Origin of the sequence: Nitrospirillum pindoramense (genome assembly GCF_007827955.1) — a bacterium.
GTDB classification, from domain to species: domain Bacteria; phylum Pseudomonadota; class Alphaproteobacteria; order Azospirillales; family Azospirillaceae; genus Nitrospirillum; species Nitrospirillum amazonense_B.
The window spans coordinates 221,794-241,040 of sequence record NZ_VITR01000009.1; the positions used below are offsets into that span (position 1 = coordinate 221,794).

General features: G+C 69.0%; 14 protein-coding genes. 8 read left to right on the forward strand and 6 right to left on the reverse strand.

All coding sequences use genetic code 11. The features are described from left to right. Position 1 precedes the first annotated feature (1 nt). Positions 2–1,066, forward strand: coding sequence for an ABC transporter ATP-binding protein (locus tag FBZ90_RS16685; RefSeq protein WP_145733801.1), 1,065 nt, complete (start codon positions 2–4; stop codon positions 1,064–1,066). 73 nt (positions 1,067–1,139) lie between these two features. On the opposite strand, the gene FBZ90_RS16690 is transcribed toward FBZ90_RS16685, so the two are convergent. The 3 genes from FBZ90_RS16690 to FBZ90_RS16700 all read right to left on the reverse strand — a co-directional run bounded on the left by FBZ90_RS16690 (position 1,140) and on the right by FBZ90_RS16700 (position 5,915). Further along, a complete protein-coding gene (locus FBZ90_RS16690; RefSeq protein WP_145733802.1) occupies positions 1,140–2,645 on the reverse strand; it encodes a S10 family peptidase in 1,506 nt (501 codons plus the stop codon). Between the two features lie 216 nt (positions 2,646–2,861). After that, positions 2,862–3,257: a hypothetical protein gene (locus tag FBZ90_RS16695; protein WP_145733803.1), complete on the reverse strand. Its 396-nt coding sequence runs from the start codon at positions 3,255–3,257 to the stop codon at positions 2,862–2,864. A 75-nt stretch (positions 3,258–3,332) separates the two neighbouring features. Beyond that, positions 3,333–5,915, reverse strand: a complete 2,583-nt coding sequence (locus FBZ90_RS16700) for a tyrosinase family protein (protein WP_186455855.1) — start codon at positions 5,913–5,915, stop codon at positions 3,333–3,335. A gap of 290 nt (positions 5,916–6,205) precedes the next feature. Here FBZ90_RS16700 and FBZ90_RS16705 point away from each other — a divergent pair, with 290 nt between their 5' ends. From FBZ90_RS16705 to FBZ90_RS16720, 4 genes are all read left to right on the forward strand, one after another. Further along, positions 6,206–7,312 carry a carbohydrate kinase gene (locus FBZ90_RS16705; RefSeq protein WP_145733805.1) on the forward strand — a complete coding sequence of 369 codons (1,107 nt, stop codon included), beginning with the start codon at positions 6,206–6,208 and terminating at the stop codon, positions 7,310–7,312. Between the two features lie 8 nt (positions 7,313–7,320). Then, on the forward strand, positions 7,321–8,235 hold the full coding sequence (locus tag FBZ90_RS16710; RefSeq protein ID WP_145733806.1) for a pseudouridine-5'-phosphate glycosidase: 915 nt from the start codon (positions 7,321–7,323) through the stop codon (positions 8,233–8,235). Between the two features lie 72 nt (positions 8,236–8,307). Then, positions 8,308–8,802 carry a LuxR C-terminal-related transcriptional regulator gene (locus tag FBZ90_RS16715; protein WP_211102089.1) on the forward strand — a complete coding sequence of 165 codons (495 nt, stop codon included), beginning with the start codon at positions 8,308–8,310 and terminating at the stop codon, positions 8,800–8,802. Positions 8,803–8,906: 104 nt separating this feature from the next. Beyond that, on the forward strand, positions 8,907–9,458 hold the full coding sequence (locus FBZ90_RS16720; RefSeq protein WP_145733807.1) for a DUF4199 domain-containing protein: 552 nt from the start codon (positions 8,907–8,909) through the stop codon (positions 9,456–9,458). Here FBZ90_RS16720 and FBZ90_RS16725 read toward each other — a convergent pair whose 3' ends face one another. Together FBZ90_RS16725 and FBZ90_RS16730 are read right to left on the reverse strand one after the other, a co-directional pair. Beyond that, positions 9,459–10,136: a cupin domain-containing protein gene (locus FBZ90_RS16725; protein ID WP_246130459.1), complete on the reverse strand. Its 678-nt coding sequence runs from the start codon at positions 10,134–10,136 to the stop codon at positions 9,459–9,461. An 85-nt stretch (positions 10,137–10,221) separates the two neighbouring features. After that, the gene (locus FBZ90_RS16730; protein ID WP_211102091.1) at positions 10,222–12,717 is read right to left on the reverse strand and encodes a zinc-dependent metalloprotease; all 2,496 of its coding nucleotides are present in this window, start codon (positions 12,715–12,717) and stop codon (positions 10,222–10,224) included. 201 nt (positions 12,718–12,918) lie between these two features. On the opposite strand from FBZ90_RS16730, the gene FBZ90_RS16735 reads away from it, so the two are divergent. Both FBZ90_RS16735 and FBZ90_RS16740 read left to right on the forward strand, forming a co-directional pair. After that, a complete protein-coding gene (locus FBZ90_RS16735; RefSeq protein WP_211102092.1) occupies positions 12,919–16,032 on the forward strand; it encodes a ligand-binding sensor domain-containing diguanylate cyclase in 3,114 nt (1,037 codons plus the stop codon). A gap of 161 nt (positions 16,033–16,193) precedes the next feature. Continuing rightward, positions 16,194–17,888, forward strand: coding sequence for a carboxylesterase/lipase family protein (locus FBZ90_RS16740; RefSeq protein ID WP_211102093.1), 1,695 nt, complete (start codon positions 16,194–16,196; stop codon positions 17,886–17,888). Between the two features lie 19 nt (positions 17,889–17,907). On the opposite strand, the gene FBZ90_RS16745 is transcribed toward FBZ90_RS16740, so the two are convergent. Then, positions 17,908–18,282 (reverse strand): YciI family protein, encoded by a 375-nt coding sequence (locus tag FBZ90_RS16745; RefSeq protein ID WP_145733809.1) that lies wholly within the window; start codon positions 18,280–18,282, stop codon positions 17,908–17,910. A gap of 274 nt (positions 18,283–18,556) precedes the next feature. Here FBZ90_RS16745 and FBZ90_RS16750 point away from each other — a divergent pair, with 274 nt between their 5' ends. Further along, a complete protein-coding gene (locus tag FBZ90_RS16750) occupies positions 18,557–19,165 on the forward strand; it encodes a TetR/AcrR family transcriptional regulator (protein ID WP_186455856.1) in 609 nt (202 codons plus the stop codon). Positions 19,166–19,247 lie beyond the last annotated feature (82 nt).

Below are 19,247 nucleotides of genomic sequence, written 5' to 3' on the forward strand. Positions count from 1 at the left end.
CATGGCCACCATCACCCTGTCCCGAGTGAGCAAGGATTACGGCGGCGGCCCGGTGCTGCGCGGCATCGACCTGGAAATCCGGGAGGGGGAGTTCGTGGCCCTGATGGGGCCGTCAGGCTGCGGCAAGTCCACCCTGCTGCGCCTGATTGCCGGGCTTGAGGAACCCAGCGGCGGCCAGATCCACATCGACGGCCGGCTGGTGAACGACGTGGCGCCCAAGGACCGGGACCTGGCCATGGTGTTCCAGTCCTACGCCCTCTACCCGCACATGACGGTGCGGGAGAACATGAGCTTCGCGCTCAAGCAGCGCCGCCTGCCCCCGGCCGAGATCACCCAGGCGGTGGAGGCGGCCGCCGTGAAGCTGGGCCTGACCAATCTGCTGGAGCGCAAGCCCAAGGCCCTGTCCGGCGGCCAGCGCCAGCGCGTGGCCATGGGCCGGGCCATCGTGCGCAACCCCAAGGCCTTCCTGTTCGATGAGCCCCTGTCCAACCTGGACGCCCGCCTGCGGGAGCAGATGCGCTATGAGATCCGCAAGCTGCACCGCGAGCTGGGCGCCACCAGCGTCTATGTCACCCACGACCAGGTGGAGGCCATGACCATGGCCGACCGCATCGTCGCCCTGAACGACGGCGCCATCCAACAAGTGGGCAGCCCCCAGGATCTCTACGACACCCCCGCCAACCTGTTCGTGGCCGGCTTCCTCGGCTCCCCGCCCATGAACTTCCTGGACGCGACGTTGGCAGCCGACGGCGCCCTGGTGGTGGAAGGCCAGACGCTGGCCCGCGTGCCTCCGCCCGCCGGCTTGGCACCCGGCGCCACTGTCACCCTGGGCCTGCGCCCCGAACGCCTGGCCCTGGCCGATCCCGCCGAGGGGGTCGCGGCGCGCGTTGACGTGGTAGAGACCACCGGCACCGGCCAAGTGGCGCACCTGGCCATCGGCGCTCAACGACTGAAGCTGTTCACCATGGACGGGCGCCGCCTGGCGCCAGGTGAAGTTGTGGGCATGGTCGTGCCGCCGGACGCGCCGCTGCTGTTCGATCCCGGCACCGGAACACGGATCGCGTGAGCGCCCCTGGCCCCTAAATGAAACCGGCCGGGAACGGGTCCCGGCCGGCGCACTCTTAAATCGGATCAGGCGGTCACTTCGCGTCGTACATCGCCATGATGTCCTTGCGGAAGGAGGCGCCGCTGTCCGGGCGGGCGTAGAACATGTGGCCGCCCGGGTACATGCGCAGCTTCACCCGTTCCGCCACGCCGAAGGTCGGCATCTGGTCGATCAGCAGGCGGGAGCCGAAGTAGGGGCAGGACAGGTCGTTCCAGCCGTGGACGATGGTCACCGCCATCTTGGGGTCGTTGGCGATGGCCTTGCGCAGGTCGGTGACCGGGCTGTCCTCATGGTCGCGGGTCCAGGCCTCATTGACCTCATAGGACAGGGCGTTGTAGCGCGCCTCCACCTTCCAGCCGACCTGGTTGGTGACGAAATCCGCCATGGCGGAGGTGGTGGGGGCGATCAGGCCGTCCAGCAGCGGATCGTTGTAGCGGGCCTCGGCGCTGGACGGGAACGGGTCGTAGGCGGTGACGTTGCTGTCGTAGACCGAGCCCACCTTGCCCTCGGCGCGGTGGATTTCCCGCAGATAGGTGCCGATATCCACCCGGCCGTTCATGCGGCGCACCAGCTTGGGGTCCAGGCCGGTCAGGTCCGCCACCTTGGCGGACAGGCGGTCGGTGGCGGCCTTGTCGCGCGGGCCGGCCATGAGGTCGGTCATGAACTCCGTCCGGTCGTACTTCTCGACCGGGCCCATGGTGGTCTCGTTCAGGGGCTTGCCCTGGCGCTCGAAATTGCCGGCGGCCATGGCGGTCAGGTTGATCATCCAAGGCAGGGGCGACAGCGCGTCGGCCTCACCGATGGCGGGCGGGTCCAGATAGGGCGACACCAGGGTCATGCCCGAAACGCCGACGCCGATACGGCTTTGCAGGTAATAGGCCAGGCGCGGCAGGCGATAGCCGCCGTAGCTCTCACCCACCAGGTACTTCTTGCTGGTCAGGCGGTTATTGGTCAGCAGCCAGTCATAGATGATGCGGCTGAGGTAATGGATGTCGGAATCGGCGGTGTAAAACGCCTTCTTGGTTTGCTCCTCATCCACCCGGGTGCGGGAGAAGCCGGTGCCGATGGGGTCGATGAACACCAGGTCGGTGAAGTCCAGCCAGCTGTTGGCGTTGTCCTTCAGGATGGCCGGGTCGGACGGGCTGTCGCCGGCCTTGCCGAAGGCTACCTGCTTGGGGCCAATGGCGCCCAAGTTCAGATAAACGGAGGAAGCGCCGGGACCGCCGTTGAAGGCGAAGGTCACCGGGCGGGAGGCGGCGCCGGAACCGGCCACGGTGTAGGCGGTATACACCACCTCGCCAATGGTCTTGCCCTTCTCATCCTTCACCGGCAGGGACCCGACGGTGGCCGTGTATTCCACCCGCTTGCCGGCAATGGTGGCCGTCTGCTTGACCGACTTCGGCGCCGGGAACGGCGCCAGGTCGCCATCATCCTTCGACGCCGACTGGGCGGGCTTGTCGGACGGCTTGTCGGCGGCGTAGGTGGGGGCGCCCATGGCCATGAGCAGGGCGAAGCACGAGACGAACGTGGTGATGCGCATGAAGGATGGTCCCCTGATCGGTCGGCATCTCTAGTGCCTGATGGCGACTTTTAGACCATGGGCGGCGGCGCCCCGCAAGGGTGGGACGCCGACCGCCGCACCAGGGGGCCATTTGGCCCGGACCCAGGGTTGATGAATGGCCCCAAGGGGCCGTCCAGCGCAACCGACGGAGGATATCGTATCCCAAATGACGCCCACTGAGTCGCGGGGAATGGATCAGAATCCGCGGGGATAAGGCAGGGTGCGCAGCCAGTCGCGGATGGTGGCCAGCTCATCCGGCCTGGCATAGCGCCGCGCCGTGGCGGGGCTGAGCGGCGGCATGGCAGGGTCACTGCCGTCGGCACCGGGTGACAGCTTGGACACCAGCGTGCACTGCTTGGTGATCTCGTCGTCGGTCATGGCGGCATAATTCAGGTTGGGAATCAGCCGCACGTCGCCTTTCCCGTGGGGGTTGGCGATGGAGGTCAGCAGTTCTTGCTCGGTTTCCCAGCTGTAGCGGCCCTGGGCATCATGGCGGCCGTAGATTTCGATCCGCTCCTGGATGTCGTCCTGCGAGGCGGTGATGGTGAACAGGATGGTCTGCACGTCGGCGAAGTTCGGGGGATTGGCCATGGGACTGTTCCTTCAAGGGGCTGGACGGCGCGGCCTACGGACCGCGCCGTCCGGTCGAGGATGAGACGAATGGGATCAGCCGGCGGCCAGGGCCAGCATACGCTGGGCCGTGGCCAGCGCGGCCCGTTCCTCAGGCGATTGGGCCGACACGGTAGCCAGCAGGTGGGCAAGGCGCGCGCGCTGGTCCGCCCGCAGGTCGCGGCCATGGTCCTGGACATAAGCGCCAACAGCGGCGATGGCCTGCGCCTTCAGCTCGGACGGTGCCTTCGGGTCCCGATCCAGGCTGCTCACCACAATCTCGAAGACCACTTCGTTCATATGCCGCAGGCTGTTCACGGCCGCCGCGCGGGCATCGACCGTGGCCTTGGCATCCATCGCCAGGTCCTTCACCAGGTTGACGGTGCCCCCATCGCCGGCATTGGCCAGCACGGTGACGGCCATCGCTTTGGTCCTCCACCAATCGACGCCGACGCTGGTGGGCGTCGTGGCACTGGTCTTCAGGATGCGGCGCATGGTGTCCAGCGTCGCGGCCTTGGAGAAGGGGGGCTTGCAATCGTCGGCGTTCTCTTCATGCACATGGTGGCTGTTGGCCGCCGGCACCGCCTCGAACAGGTTGGTGGAGGCGATGAAGGCCGCCGCATCCTGTGGGAACATGCGCACGGCGTTGGTCGGCTTCGCCAGGAAATTCTGCAACTCCACCGTCAGGCTGCCAACGAGGCATTGATTGTTGTCGGGCACGCCGTTCCGGGCGGCGCTGTACAAGGCCTTGTCCAGTACCGACACCGTCTTGGGCGCCGCCGGGACGGCCAGCGCCGGCGCCTCAAGCGGCCGGTTGGCGAACATGCTCATGGCGCGCACCCGCTCCACCGTATGGGCCAGGGTGGGGCTCTTGGCGTCGCCCTCGACCTTGTAGGCCGTCTCCACCGCGGTCGCGGTGTCGACGCGGGCCAGAATGTCGAGGGCCGCAGCACGCACCTCAGGATCCTCGCCCGTCGCCAGCGCGACGCCTGCGACGGCGGTCTCGGCATCCAAGGCTGCGGCCAAGTCGACCTGGCCCCCCTGCTCCACCCGTTCCGCCGCCGGGCGGTCCTTGGCCAGGAAGACGGCCAGCGCGGCCGGCGGGGGGGCGGTGTTCCCCTGGAAAGGCTGCGCCTGCTGCTTGGGCGACCAGGGCAGGTTGTCATAGCCGACGCCGCTGTCGGTATCGGACGTGACATAACCGGCGTAGTCGATGAACGCGCCCGGCGTGGGCTTGGCCGGGGTCTGCGGCCACAGACCCGGCACGCCCGACGCCGCGAACGGCCCCCCCACGGTCTCCGGCGGGCGGCGGGCGCTGAAGGTCGCCACCGGCGTGGGCTGGATGTCCCCGTTCCACGGCCACATGGTGTCGCGCAGATGATGGCCCAGCGGATTGGTCTGGTTGCTGGGGTTGCCGTCGGCATAGGCGTCGTTAGGCCAATATTGGGCGGGATCGGCGCCATCGGACCGGAAACGGTCGTAATGCTGCTGCCAAGCGGCCCAAACCCAATCGAAGTAGGTGTGGAACGGCCAGAACATGGGATCGCTGGGGGAGATCATGCAGTTCGACATCCACACACCAGACCAACCATGGCCGACATTATGCGGGTTGGCCTCCACCGATCCCGCCATGAAGGAATAGTTGGACTTCAGCCCCGCCTTGGATTTGTCCAGCAGCATGCCGGGCGTGTTGAACAGCTTGACGTTGTTGCGATCCTGGCGCCAGCGCATCAGCGGCCCGCGTCCCGGTATGTTCCAGCCGTACAAAGGGTTGCCGGCGTCGAACCGGATGAGGTCCGTCGCCATGAAATCCGGGTCATTGGCCACGGTGTTGGCGCCGGTGAAGTCGGCGTGGAACACCGTCGCCCCGTCCTTCCCCGGGGAGTAGTACATGGGCCAGTAGGGCAGCGTCACCGCCGGATCGATCTTCTGTAGCGCGCGCTCCATCTCCAGCAGGAAGGCCCGATGCCAGGCCACGAAGGCGGCCGCCTTGTGTTCCTGGTCGGGATAGCCCTTGGCCGACAGCTCCGGTTCCGGCTCCATGATGCCCCGCGCGCCGATGTCGTGCATCTCGACCAGGAAGGTATAGGTGTCTTTCCAGCGCGGGTCCGGCGACTTCTGGAAGCGCAACGCCGCCAGCGCCCACAGGAAGCGGCTGCGCTCCTCCGCGCTCAGCGTCTCCTCATTGCGGCGCACCCGCACCATGACCGTGGCGCCGCCCACCTCCGGCCCGGCGGCGGTGCCCAGGTGCGCGACGATGGGCGTGTCCTTGTCGTTCCGGCTGAAATGCGGGAAATCACCCGCCACGATGATGGGCTGGGGCGTGCCGTCGGCCTTCAGCGTCAGGGTGATCTGGTCCTTGGCGCCGCCCCCCTCCACCGCCTTCCTATACTCGTCCGTCGTCAGGGCGAAGTTGACATGGCCCTTGCCGTCGGCCGGAGCGGCGCCGTTGGTCAGCACGACGGTGACGGTGGCGTCCGGCGCCAAACCGGAACCGGCGCGCACCCGCACCAGGGTCGGACTGGGCGCCCAGGTGACATAGTCGAAGTGGGCGCCCGTCCGGGCATCGCCATGCACCAGGATTTCCACCTGCGGGTCGGCGGCCGCCGCCCCCGCCGCAAGCCCAACCCCCAGCGCCACGGCCGCGCACATTCCCCACCGGCGTGCCATCGCCGTCATTGATCGCCGCATTCCATCCCCCATCAAGGCGTCCGACGCATTGCCCGTCATAAACGCATTAATATATAAATAGACAACCTGGAGTATGGACAAATCGGCGTCGCCGGCCAAGACGTATTAAGTTACGAGTTGTGATAAGGGACATACACAACCAGAAGCATGCCAAACGCGCTCAAACAATTGTTTTTTGTAAAACAGATGTTTAGATAGCCCTTTGCGCAGCAGGCGAAGCCGCCACCGGGCCCATCGGCATGACGACCCTTACCGACCAGGAACGCGCGGTTTTAGCCGCCATCGAAGCCAACCCCTTCGCCAGCCAGCAAGAGATGGCGGACGCCTTGGGCCTGGCCCGCTCCACCATCGCCGCCCATGTCGTCAGCCTGACGCAGAAGGGCCTGCTGCTGGGCCGGGGCTATATCCTGCCGGCGGGCCGCCGCGTGGTATGCCTGGGTGGCGCCGTGCTGGATCGCAAGTACCAGGCGCTGGCCACCCTGGTTCCCGCCACCTCCAACCCCGTGACCGGGGTGCGCAGCCCCGGCGGCGTCGCCCGCAACGTGGCGGAGAACCTGGCCCGCCTGGCCGTGCCCACCGCCCTGGTTTCCATCGTGGGGGAGGATGAGGCCGGCCGCGAAATCCTGGGCCATCTGCGGGGCCTCGGCGTGGATGTCAGCCAGGCGGTGACCACTGGCGAGGCCCCCACCGCCGAATACGCCGCCATTCTGGGGCCGGACGGCGACCTGGCCCTGGCCGCCGCCGACATGCGCATATTCGACCTGTTCACACCGACCCTGCTGGACCGCGCCTGGGCGCATCTGGCGGCGGCCAGCTGGGTCTTCGCCGACTGCAACCTGCCGGCCGAAACACTGGCGGCCCTGGCCAGGCGGCGACAGGGCGCGCGCTTCAACCTCGCCATCGACGCCGTCTCCATCCCCAAGCTGGCGCGCCTGCCCCGTAACCTGGCGGGCATCGACCTGCTGTTCATGAACCTGGATGAGGCCAACGCCCTGCTGGGCAGCCACCATGCCGGCCCTGAAGGCGCCGTGGCGGCGGCCCTGGCGCTGCGGGCGCGGGGTACCGGCGGCACGGTCGTCACGCTGGGGGCGATGGGCACGGCCATCGCCAGCGATGGCGTCGCCGCCCATATCCCGGCCGTTCCCGCCCAGCCCCTGGACACCACCGGCGCCGGCGACGCCATGATCGCCGGCACCCTCTCCCGACTGGTGGCCGGCGACGATCTGACCGCCGCCGCCAGGATGGGCGCCCTGGTGGGCGCGCTGACCACCGAAAGCGCCGCCAGCGTCCACCCCGGCCTGTCACCGCACCTGCTTGACGCCTACCTGCACCGCCTGACGATTTGAGGTCCCCGATGTCTCTTCTGAAACCCGTCCTCAGCCCCGAGGTCGCCGACGCGCTGGCCGCCGGCCGGCCGGTGGTGGCGCTGGAATCCACCATCATCACCCATGGCATGCCCTACCCCGCCAACCTGGAAACGGCGCTGGCGGTGGAGGATGTGGTGCGCGCCAACGGCGCCGTACCCGCGACCATCGCCGTGGTTCGGGGCGTGGCCCGCGCCGGCCTGACGGCGGAGGAGCTTGAGGATTTGGCCCAGGCCAAGGGGGTCGTGAAGGCGTCCAGCCGGGATCTCGCCGCCGTCATGGTGCGGCGGGGCAGCGCCGGCACCACCGTGTCCGCCACCATGCGCCTCGCCGACCTGGCCGGCATCCCCCTGTTCGCCACCGGTGGCGTGGGGGGCGTACACCGGGGGGCGGAGGCCACCTTCGACATCTCCGCCGACCTGACGGAGCTGGGCCGCACGCCCACCACCGTGGTCTGCGCCGGGGTGAAGTCCATCCTGGACATCCCCAAGACGCTGGAGTTCCTGGAAACCCAGCGCGTGCCCGTCATCGCCTATGGCAGCGACGACTTCCCCGCCTTCTTCACCCGCAGCAGCGGCCATAAGGCCGACCATCGCCTGGACAGCGCCGAGGAGATCGCCGCCGCCATGCGCCTGCATCGCGATCTGGGCTGCGGCACCGGCATCCTGATCGCCAACCCCATTCCCGAAGCCGACGCCCTGGACCCCGCCTTCATCGACGGCACCATCGCGGACGCGGTGGCGGAGGCCGACTCCCGGGGCATCAGCCGCAAGGACCTGACGCCCTTCCTGCTGGCCCGCATCAACGAGCTGTCGGGCGGTCGCAGCCTGACGGCCAACATCGCCCTGGTGAAGAACAACGCCGCCCTGGCCGCCCGCATCGCCGTGGCCTACGCCGCCGGCTGAGGCCGGCTTGACAGCGGGACGGTCGCCGACGGACCTTCATGGCGAATGGTCTGATCAGCCAAAAGGAAAGCCATGCGCCGTCCCCTGTTGCCGCAGCCCCAGGTGCCGCAGCGCATGCGGGCCGTGCTCCAGCGCCGGGCGGACTGGCTGCCGTCCGTGCGGCGCGTTGCGCTCTATGGCCTGGCGCTGGCCGCCGGTACCATGGCGCTGCAATGGCTGGATTATCAGCGTCTGGCCCGCGCCCATTCCGACGACATCACCCTGTTCCTGATCGCGGCCGGCTTCCTCGCCCTGGGTGTCGCGGTGGGCGTTCGGCTCATGCGCCCCGCCCCGCCGCTGCCGGTCGAGGGCAACGTCCAGGCCCAGGCCGGGCTGGGCATCAGCACGCGCGAGATGGCCGTGTTGCGTGAGCTGGCCGCCGGACGGTCCAACAAGGAGATCGCGCTGGTGCTGGACATCTCGCCCAACACGGTGAAGACGCACCTGGCCCGGCTGTTCGAGAAGCTGGGCGCCCAGCGCCGCACCGACGCCGTCAACCGCGCCCGCGAGCTGGGCCTGGTGCCCTGAACAATGGGTGATTCCAGCCAAATCACCCGTTCGGGCGATTGCCCGCGGCCGGATTTGCGGGGCACTGAGGGGCACGGATAACACGGAACCAAAGGGGCGTTCGCATGCTGCGCAAAATCCTGACCTACGGCTTGGCCGCCGGCCTCATTTCCGGCTTGGCCATGGCGGTGCTGACCACGGTCCCACACGGCCACCTGCCCATGGCCGTCGAAATGGCCCTGGGCTATGCCACCATGCTGGTGGGGCTCAGCACCATTTTCCTGGCGGTGAAGCGCCACCGCGATACCACATTGGGCGGCGTCATCCGTTTCTGGCCGGCCCTGTTCCTGGGCCTGGGCATCAGCGTCGTCGGCGGGGTGATCTACGCCCTGGCGTGGGAAGTGACGCAGGCCCTGCACCACATGGATTATGTCAACGACTACGCCCAGGCGATGATCAGCCAGCAGAAGGCCAAGGGCGCCTCGGACGAGGCCCTGGCCGCCCTGACGGCGGAGATGGACAAGATGAAGGCGAAGTACGCCAACCCCTTCTATCGGCTGTCCATGACCTTTAACGAGATCTTCCCCGTCGGCGTGCTGGTGTCGCTGGTCTCCGCCGGCCTGCTGCGCGACAGCCGCTTCTGGCCCGCCCGCCGCGTGCCGGCCGCCCTGGCCTGATCAGAAAGCGCAGACGTCGGGTTGCAGCAACGGCCCGGCCTTCAGCCAGACGCGGGCCCCCTGCCCGCCGGTATGGACCACCAGGTCCTGGCCGGCGGGCAAGCGCAGCCAGGATTGGGCGCCGAACGCCTCGTCCCCTTCGGCGAAGCCACCGGAGAGGACCAGCAACTCAAGGCCCTGCGGGTTACTCAGGCGCACATCCGCGTCTGGCACCCAATCCTCCAGCCGCACCTCCTCATGCCCATCGGCGAACAGGCGCAGGGCCCGCTCGACGCCAGGGCAGGCGGGCAGCGCCTCCCCCTCCCCCGGCTGGCGCACGACGCGCTCGGCATCCGTCGCCCGGAACTGCCACAGCTTCACGAAGATGACGCAGCCGGGCGCGGAACCCGGGGCGTGGCCGCTGCCGGGCGGATTGCGGACATAGGTGCCGGCGGGGAAATCACCCGTCTCATCCTGGAACACGCCCTCCAGCACCAGGAACTCCTCCCCGCCTGGATGGCGATGGGTGGGGAAGCGGCTGCCGGCGGCATAGCGGACGATGGAGGTGGCGCGCGCCTTCTCATCCCCGATACGCGACAGCATGCGGCGGTCCACACCGGGGGATGGGCTGGGCACCCACTCCATGCCACCGGCATGCACCACCGTGCGCACCGTCAGGTCATCGTTCAGCCGCATCATGGCATTTCCCCTTCCTCAACAGGCGGAGCCGCGCGGCCCCGCCCGACATATGGGTGGGCAGAGCTTTCGCGGGAAGCCTGGCCGCTCAGGGCAAATCCATCCAGTCGCTTTCCCCGCCGATGGGATCGCCAGGCGGTACGTCCACCGCGCGGGAACGGTCGGCCAGCAGCTTGTCCGCCTGCTGCGGGTCCAGCAGCTGGCGGGCCAGGCTGAGGCCCCAGGCGCGCTCCTCCGCGTCCCCCCGTCCCCGGGCCAGCGCCTCGGCAACCTCATGCACGCGCTGGTCCAGCAGGGCGGCCACCTCCGGCGTGGTGCCGGGGCGGCGGGCCACCTGGGCCATGGTGACGATGGCGCGATAGGCGACCCGGCGGCTGACGGCGTCGGTCTTGTCGGGCAGGACGGTGGACACCAGCCGCTCCAGCACCTCATTCACCCCCAGCGCCTGGGGATCGGCGGCGTGTTGCACCGCCAGCCGCGCCAGGCGGCTGGGCGCCAGCAGGGTGTTGAGGGTGACGGAGGCCGCGACGTCCGCCGCCACCAGCGGGTCGAACACCGGGCCGCCGGCGGTGGCGAACAGCTCGATATCGAACTGGCGGTTGTCGCTGCCGTTGCGCGCGGCGGACAGCAGGGGCAGCAGGCCGGCCGGCACGCGCAACTGATCGGCCGACAGGGTGGCGAGCAGGGCCGACAGGGCGGCACGCTGGGCATCGGCGGCCACGGGCACCGACGCCTCCCGCCCGTCGCCCTTCACCGCATAGGCGAAGGTGACGCCGCCCACCGACTTGGCGGCGGCGTTCACCTGATAGCGGTGCAACAGCCAGATGGGCACGAAGCGGCGGCGCAGCTCGGCCACCGCCTCCCCCGGCGCCAGCGCCCTCAGGCCGAACTGCTCGATGGCGGCGCGGCGCACGGCCATGAGGCGGGTCAGCTCCGCCACCGGGTCGGCACCGTCATCCCACAGGCCACCCCAGGGCTGGGCCGTGTCCGGCCGGCGGGCGTTGTCGTCCTGGACATAGCGCAGGCCGGCCGCCACCGCCGCCGCGGCCTTGGCGTCGGCCGCCGCCTGGTCGTCCTGGCCGGCCGGCGCGGTTCCGTACAGCCAATCCACCGTCGCCCTGTCCCAGGCGCCCACGCCGGTGCCATAGGCGTCCGACAGGTCGGGGTGGCCATCCACCAGGCCGATGCGCGGGGCGGGATAGTCCATGACCGAGGCGCGGCCCTGGGTGCTGGCGGCGAAGTTATGGGCGAAGCCCAGGGCGTGCCCCACCTCATGCGCGCCCAATTGGCGCAAACGGGCCAGCGCCACCTGCACCGGATCGTTGGGCCCGCCGGTCCCGATCTTGTCCGCCCCCACCAGGCCCTGGAAGATCAGGATGTCCTGCCGCACCCGTTCGGAGCCTAAGACCACCATGCCCTTCACGATCTCCCCCGTGCGCGGGTCCACGATCTCCTGCCCGTAGGACCAGCCGCGGGTGGCGCGGTCCACCCAGTTGACGATGTTGTAGCGCACGTCCATGGGGTCCACGCCCTCGGGCAGCGGCTCCGCCTTGAAGGCATCGATGTAGCCGGCGGCCTCGAAGGCCTGCGCCCACCAGTTGATGCCCTGCAGCAGGGCGGTGCGCATCGGCTCCGGCACCGTGCGGTCCAGGTAGAAGACGATGGGTTTCTTGACGCGGGAACGGGCGGCGGCCGGGTCCACCCTTTCCAGGCGGAAGCGGTTGGCCACGTCGTGCACCACGTCCTGGCCCAGGGGGCGGCCGTAATCCACCGCCTGGGTGGAGAAGCCGCCCATGCGGGGGTCGAAGGCGCGCGGGGTGAAGCCGGGGCCTGGCAGGCGCACGAAGCTGTGATGGACGGTGAAGCTGACCTGCCGGGCGTCGGGAGCAATGTTCTCCACCTCCGCCCCCGGATGATCGGAAGTGTAGGTCTGGATGGCGTCGACCTCCAGATTGTCGGGAAACAGCTTGAGCGAGGCGGGATCGGCGGCGCTCAAGCCCCCGTCCAGCCTGAAGCCCCGGCCCGCCCCCTGCGGCGCGCCGCCGGTGCCGATGGCGTCGCCCTCCTGCCCCAGCGACTTGGCGATGCCCAGCATGTCGGCGGTCAGGAACTTGGCGATGTCCACCGCCACCCGCCCGTCGGGCAATGCCACGGCATCCCCCATCCAGACGATGGAGGTGGCGAAGTCGGCACTGGGACCGGCGGCCGTGGGATTGCGGAAGCGCGGGTTCTCGAACTGAAGGGCGACCTTGGCGCCCACCAGGCGGAAGGCCAGCACCTGCGTCTGCCCGATGCGTCCCCGGTCCAGGAAGGTGGGGGCGGAGCCCAGGCCCGTGCGCAGCGCCGGCGTGTAGAGGTACCGCGCCATCACACCGTCGCTGCCCGGCGCCGGCAGGGTCAGGAAGATCTTGCCCTGGGTCTTGTCGACCCGGACCGGCATCAGGCCATCCTGGAGGGGAAGGCCCTGCAGGGCGGGCGGAGTTGCGGCGACAGGCGCGCCGGGTGCGGCGGATGCGATGGTCGTGACCAACGCCCCATTCGCGACCAGGGTCAGGGCCAGGACGGCCACCAGGGAAGTGCGCAACGGATGCCCCCATGTTCCTTTGTTGGGCGAACGATGGGTCAAAACCCCGGTGCGGCACAAGGCCCGACGAGAGCAAGATATTGAAAAGCCACCTGAGATCCGCTGAAAATTCCCGATGCCCTGACCAGAAGATAGCGTGCCGGTAGCAAGCGGCGGGTGTTAAGACACGCCCCGCATGTTATGGTCCCATGCATTGTGTGAATGATGGGCGGCAGTATCTTGAGCGTGGCGCGGATAGGCGGTTCCCTCATACGCGGCATCCGGTTGTGCGGTATCGCGCTGCTGATGGCCGGGGCCGGTCTTTACCCTCATGCCTGGGCCGCCGGGATGGAGCGGTGGTCAGGCCTAGCGGAAACGGTGTTCCAGAATTATGGCCGGGACCAGGGGCTGCCCCACCCGGTGCCCACCGCCCTTGTGCAGGATCATGACGGCTTCATCTGGGTGGGGACGCAAAGCGGCCTGGCCCGCTGGGACGGATACCGCTTCAAGAGCTACACCGCCGACCTGGCCGTGGCTGGCAGCCTGCCCAGCGACTTCGTCAAAAGCCTGTTCGTCGACCCCGACGGCCACCTGTGGGTGGGCACCAACAGCCTGGCGCTATACGACGCCGCCGGCGACAGGTTCGAAACCATACCCCTAGGCCCCATCGCCGGCCGGCCGGACATCGGCGCCATCACCGGCGACGGCGATCACGGCCTGTGGATCGGAACCGAGGACGGTTTGCGCCACCTGGACATCGCCAGCAGGGCGGTGACCGCCCTGCGCGCCGGCGCGCCGCAGGTGGGCGATCTGCCAGCTGGCCGGGTGCAGGCGGTGCTGCGCGACGGCGCCGGCGGCCTGTGGGTGGGCACGGCCCGGGGTTTGGCCTATCGGGCCCCGGACGGTGCCACTTTCACGGCGGTGCCGCTGCCCCAGGCCACGAGCGCCGACACGCAGCCAACGAACGTCTCGGTCCTGTTCCAGGATGGTGACGGGCGCATCTGGATCGGGACCATCCGCCAAGGCTTGTTCGTCATCGACACGCCGGGCGCGTCCCCGCACGCGGTGAATCCCGGCGCCACCGACCTGATGGGCTGGATCTCCGCCATCTGCGCCGCGGGTCCCGATGAGATTTGGGTAGGTCTGCGCAACCGCAGCATCGTCGTCATCGACACCCGCACGGGCGCGATGCGGCCCATCCGCCATGACCGCACCCAGCCCAACAGCCTGGCCCATGACGACATCTGGGCGCTGATGCGCGACAGCGCGGGGTCGCTGTGGGTGGGCGGCACAGGCGGCCTCAGCTACCACCCCCATGACAGCGGCCTGATCGCCACCGTGTTCGGCGGCAGCCGGCCCGGAGGCCTGAGCGCCAGCGACGTGTTCGCCGTGATGGCGGCCCGCGACGGCCACGTCTGGCTGGGGTATTTCGATGGCGGCGTCGATGTGATCGACCCACTGGCCGGGCGGGTGGCGGCGCTGCGCCCCGATCCCGGGCGGCCGGAGGACGCGCTGCCCCCCGACATCGTCTATTCCATGACCCAGGATGAGGCGGGCCGCGTGTACATCGCCACGCGGCGCGGTGTTTACCGCGCCGATGCGGCGGCATTGGCCGTGCGCCGCGTCACCCTTTCGGGCCGCGATCCCGCCGCTCCGACCGAAACCATTGTCATCCACCAGGGCATGCTGTGGGTGGGCGGCGAAGAGGATGGGCTCCACAGCTATTCCATGGACGGTCCCGGCGGCACGCCGGGGCGCCCGGTCTTCGGTGGAGCCCCCCACGATCAGGAGCAACTGTCCGATCGCACCATCCGTGCCCTGCTTACCGTCGGCGATCATGAACTGTGGATCGGCACCCGGAACGGACTGAACCACTTCGACCTGGCCACCGGCAAGGTCGAACACATAGCCCCTGCCCCGGAAGACCCCCAGGGCCTGCCCGACCCTTATATCTCCAGCCTGCTTATCGACCGCCAGGGGCGCCTGTGGGTGGGCACCTTCGGCGGCGGCCTGGCGCTGATGACCGGACGCGACGCGAACGGCAAGCCGCGCTTCCGCCACTTCGGCATCGCCCAGGGCATGCCCCACCCCAATGTGTGCAGCCTGCAGATGGATGGGGAGGGCGTCATCTGGGCCGGCACCGACGACGGCCTGGCGCGCATCGACCCGCAAACCCTGGAAATCCGGGCGGTGCGCCGGGCTGATGGGTCCGCCCTGGTGGACTATTTCGTGGGCGCCAGCGCCGCCACCCCGGCCGGTGAGGCGCTGTTCGGCTCCAAGGGCGGGCTGACCGTGGTGCGTCCCGGCACCCTGCCCGCCTGGCGCTTCGCGGCCCCCGTGGTCATCACCGACCTGCGGGTGGGCGGCCAAGCCTATCCCGTGGGGCGGCTGAAGAAGGATGCGCCCCTGGTCCTGACCCCCGAGACGGACAGCCTGGCGGTGGAGTTCGCCGCCCTGGACTACACGTCACCGGGCCGGAACCTCTACGCCTACCAGCTGGAGGGCTATGATTCCGGGTGGATCAAGGCCGACGTGACCCGCCGCCTGGCGCTGTATTCCAACCTGCCGCCGGGCAACTACACCCTGCGGCTGCGGGGCAGCAACCGCGACGGCCTGTGGACGGAACGGGACATGGCCCTGCCGCTGCGCGTGACGCCGGCCTGGTACCAGCGCCTATGGGTGCGGCTGCTGGCCGCGGGGCTACTGGTTTTGGCGGTGGTGGTGGTGGTGCGGTGGCGCACCCGTTACCTGCGGCGGCGGCAGGCGGAACTGGAACACCAGATCGCGGACCGCACCGCCGACTTGCGCGCCGCCAATGACCGCCTGCTGCACCTGGCCACCACCGACCCGCTGACCGGCTGTGCCAACCGCCGCCACTTCATGGAACGTGCGCAGGATATGGTGGCACTGGCCAATCGCCACGGCACGCCCCTGACGCTGGCCATCCTGGACCTGGACGACTTCAAGCGCGTGAACGACACCCACGGCCATCCCGGTGGCGACGCCGTGCTGGCCACCGCCGGCCGGATGATCGCCAGCCATGTGCGCGGCACCGACCTGGTGGGGCGCATCGGCGGGGAGGAATTCGCCGTGGTGATGCCACATACCGCGGCCCAGGGCGCCCGCCTGCTGGCCGACCGGGTGCGCCAGGCCATCGGCGACGACTGCGTTCCGATCGAGGGGGGCGCCGCCATCCGCATCACCGCCAGCCTGGGCCTGGCGGAACTGCGCCACGGCGAGGGGCTGGACGACCTCTACGCCCGCGCCGACGCCGCCCTCTACCGCGCCAAGGAGGCCGGCCGTAACCGGGTGGAAATGATCCACTCGGCGGGGTGAGCGTCAAACGCCCCCGATATTCCCGGCCAGGTCCCGCCGCCCCGGCGGTTGCCCATCGCGGCATTTATGTTACCGTTATCAGGAAGGCCGTCGCTGGTTCCGCCGCTGGTTCCTTGGCCGGGACCCGTTGCCGGCCCATAAAATGAAACGGGAGGATAAACGTGCCCCTATCCCTCAACCGCCGCGCCGTGTTGCGCGCGGGTGCGGCCGTGGCGACCGCCCCCTATTTTTGGATTCCAGCCCGTGCCGACGACGGCATCTGGTTCACCAGGACGACAGAGCCATTCGTGGAGCTTGAAACCACGGCGGGCCGCGTGCGGGGTGGACACGACCGGGGCGCGCTGGCCTTCAGGGGCATTCCCTACGCGGGTCCCGTCTCGGGCCGGAACCGTTTCAAGGCCCCGCCCAAGGTGTCGCCATGGACGGGGGTGCGGGACGCGACGTTGCTGGGCCCGCCGGCCCTGCAAGGGCCGGGCACCACCTACGGGGAGCACGAACCCGCCTACAGCGAAGACTGCCTGGTGCTGAACGTCTGGACCCCGGCGGTGAACGACGGCGCCAAGCGGCCGGTCATGGTCTACTGCCACGGCGGTGGCTTCACCACCGGCAGTGGTGGCCAGCGCATCCAGGACGGCGCCCGCCTGGCCGCGACCTACGACGTGGTGGTGGTGGCGACCAATCACCGGCTGGGGCTGCTGGGCTATCTTTATCTGGGTGACCTGGGGGGTGCGGACTACGCCACTTCCGGCAACCAGGGCATCCTCGACATTATCGCGGCGCTGGGCTGGGTTAAGGACAACATCGCCACCTTCGGCGGCGACCCCGGCAATGTCATGGTGTTCGGCGAGTCCGGCGGCAGTGCCAAGACCTGCGCCGTCATGGCCATGCCGGCCTCTCAAGGGCTGTACCACAAGGCCGGCCTGCAAAGCGGCCACCTGCTGCGCGGCTTGCCGAGGGAGGTGGCGACGGAAACGACCCGCCGCGTGCTGGCGGCACTGGATATCGCACCCAAGGACTTCACCAGGCTGCACGACGTGCCGGCGGACAAGCTGCTGGCCCTGCAACTGGCCGCCGAAAAGGGCCAGGGGCCCCTGGCCGTGCCGACCCCGGAATGGCGGGCCAGCCATCCCCCGCCCCGGCCCAGCCTGGCGACCCTTCGTGCCGCCAAGCCCGGCGGATGGGGTCCAGTGGTGGACGGGACCACACTGCCCCATGATCCTTTCGACCCGGCGGCGCCCGCCATCGCGGCCGGCATACCGCTGCTGATCGGCACTATGCGGGATGAGGCCACCTTTTTCGAACGCGACCACCCGGCGTTTTTCCACATGGATGCCGCCGGACTGGACGCCCATATGCGACGTGCCCTGGGCGACGACGCGCAACGTGTCCTGGCAACCTACCGGCGGACCCGGCCCGACGCCACGCCGGTGGAACAGGGCATCGCCATCGAGACCGCCATCAGCATGGGCAACGGTGCCGTCGCCATCGCCGATCGCAAGGCCGCGCAGGCGGCCCCCGTCTATCGCTACCGCAACGACTTCCCGTCCAACATCGCCATCAAGGGCACGGACTGGACCTTGCGCGCCGGCCACGCCACCGACATCTCCGTCACCTTCCTGAACACGGAAATGCCGGACCTGCAGGGTGACGGCCCTGGCTTGGTGGAAGCCTCCAAGGCCGTCAGCGGCTATTTCACCAGCTTCGCCCGCAGCGGCGTGCCCACCGCCGCCAGGCAGCCCGCTTGGCCCCGCTACAACATCAAGGATCGCGCCGTCATGCTGTTGAACAGCCAATGCCAGGTGGCCCTGGACCCCGACGGCCAGGAACGGGAGATGTGGCAGGCGATGGGGGTGTGACGTCCCCCAGGCGCGACCGTCAGGCCACCCCTAGATCCTCCGGCCCGTACAGCGGCCGGATCTCGATCTCGCTGGGGCCCATCATGGGGTTGGGGCAGCGCCTTACCCAGGCGACCGCCTCTTCCATGTCCTTGACCTCCCACAGCCAGAAGCCGGCGACCAGGTCGCGCGGGTTGGGAAACGGGCCGTCGATCACCGTGCGGTGCGGACCATCGAAGGCCACGCGCTTGCCCCGCGCGCTGGGCGTGAGCCCCTCCGCCATGACCAGGATGCCGGCCTCGCGCAGGTCGTCATTGAAGCGGCCCATCGCCGCCATCATCGCATCCATCCAGTCCTTGGGCGGCAGCCCCCTTTCGCTGTCCTCGGTCGCCTTCACCAGCACCATCACGCGCATCGCCAGTCTCCCTGGGGGTTGGGCCGGGCCGACGGCCTGGCATCGGAACGACGAACGGGGCGATGGCAAACCGACACCCGCCGGCCCACTTTCCCACGGACCGGCCGGCGGCGCCCTGTTGACAGATGGACGGGCAAGCAGCGTTGACGGGTCGGCACCACCACGTTACAGCAAGACGGGGGCCCCGCGAGACGGCGCGACCAAGCGCGTGATGTTTGCCTGACAGAAAAACTTCGGCGCACGGCCCATCCAATCCATGTCACCGGGGAAGGCCATGGCCAGAAAGAGCGCCGCTTCGAGCCAGTATCACAGGGAAAATCTCCGACGGGACCTTATCGAGGCCGCGCTGGGATATGTCGCCGAGCACGGGCACGATACGCTTTCCGTCCGTACCCTGGCGAACCGGGTGGGCGTTTCATCCGGCGCGCCCTACCATCATTTCGCCGACCGCCGCTCGCTGCTGCTGGCATTGGCCCTGGAGGGTTATGAGCGTCTGATCCGCCCGAGCGTCGGGCAAGGACGGGCCACATCCGACCCCGTGGAATACCTGACGGCGACCAGCCACCAATTCCTGACGTTCGCGATACAAAACCCCCGGCTGTTCGAACTGATGTACGAGAGCGAACTCACCCGGCCGGAACTGGACCCCGCGATCCGGGAAGCACAGTTTCGCGGGTTCTCATTGCTGAAAGACGCCATCATGACCGCCGTGCCGTCGATGTCGGAAGAGGAGTTCTCGTTCCGGCTTTTGGCGATCTGGTCGACGCTCTACGGCTTCGCCACACTGCGCAATAAGCAGATGGTGAAGCCTTACGAAATGGGTCAGGAGGCGGCCGACGCCGTCGTGAAATCCGTTGTCAGGGGCGCCCTGGCCGGCAGCTGATCAAGCCATCCGGCGACCCGCCGGCTGCGCGCCCGACCCCCAATCCGTTTCCCGCCGCGCACGCCCGCTTGACAGGCCGCAC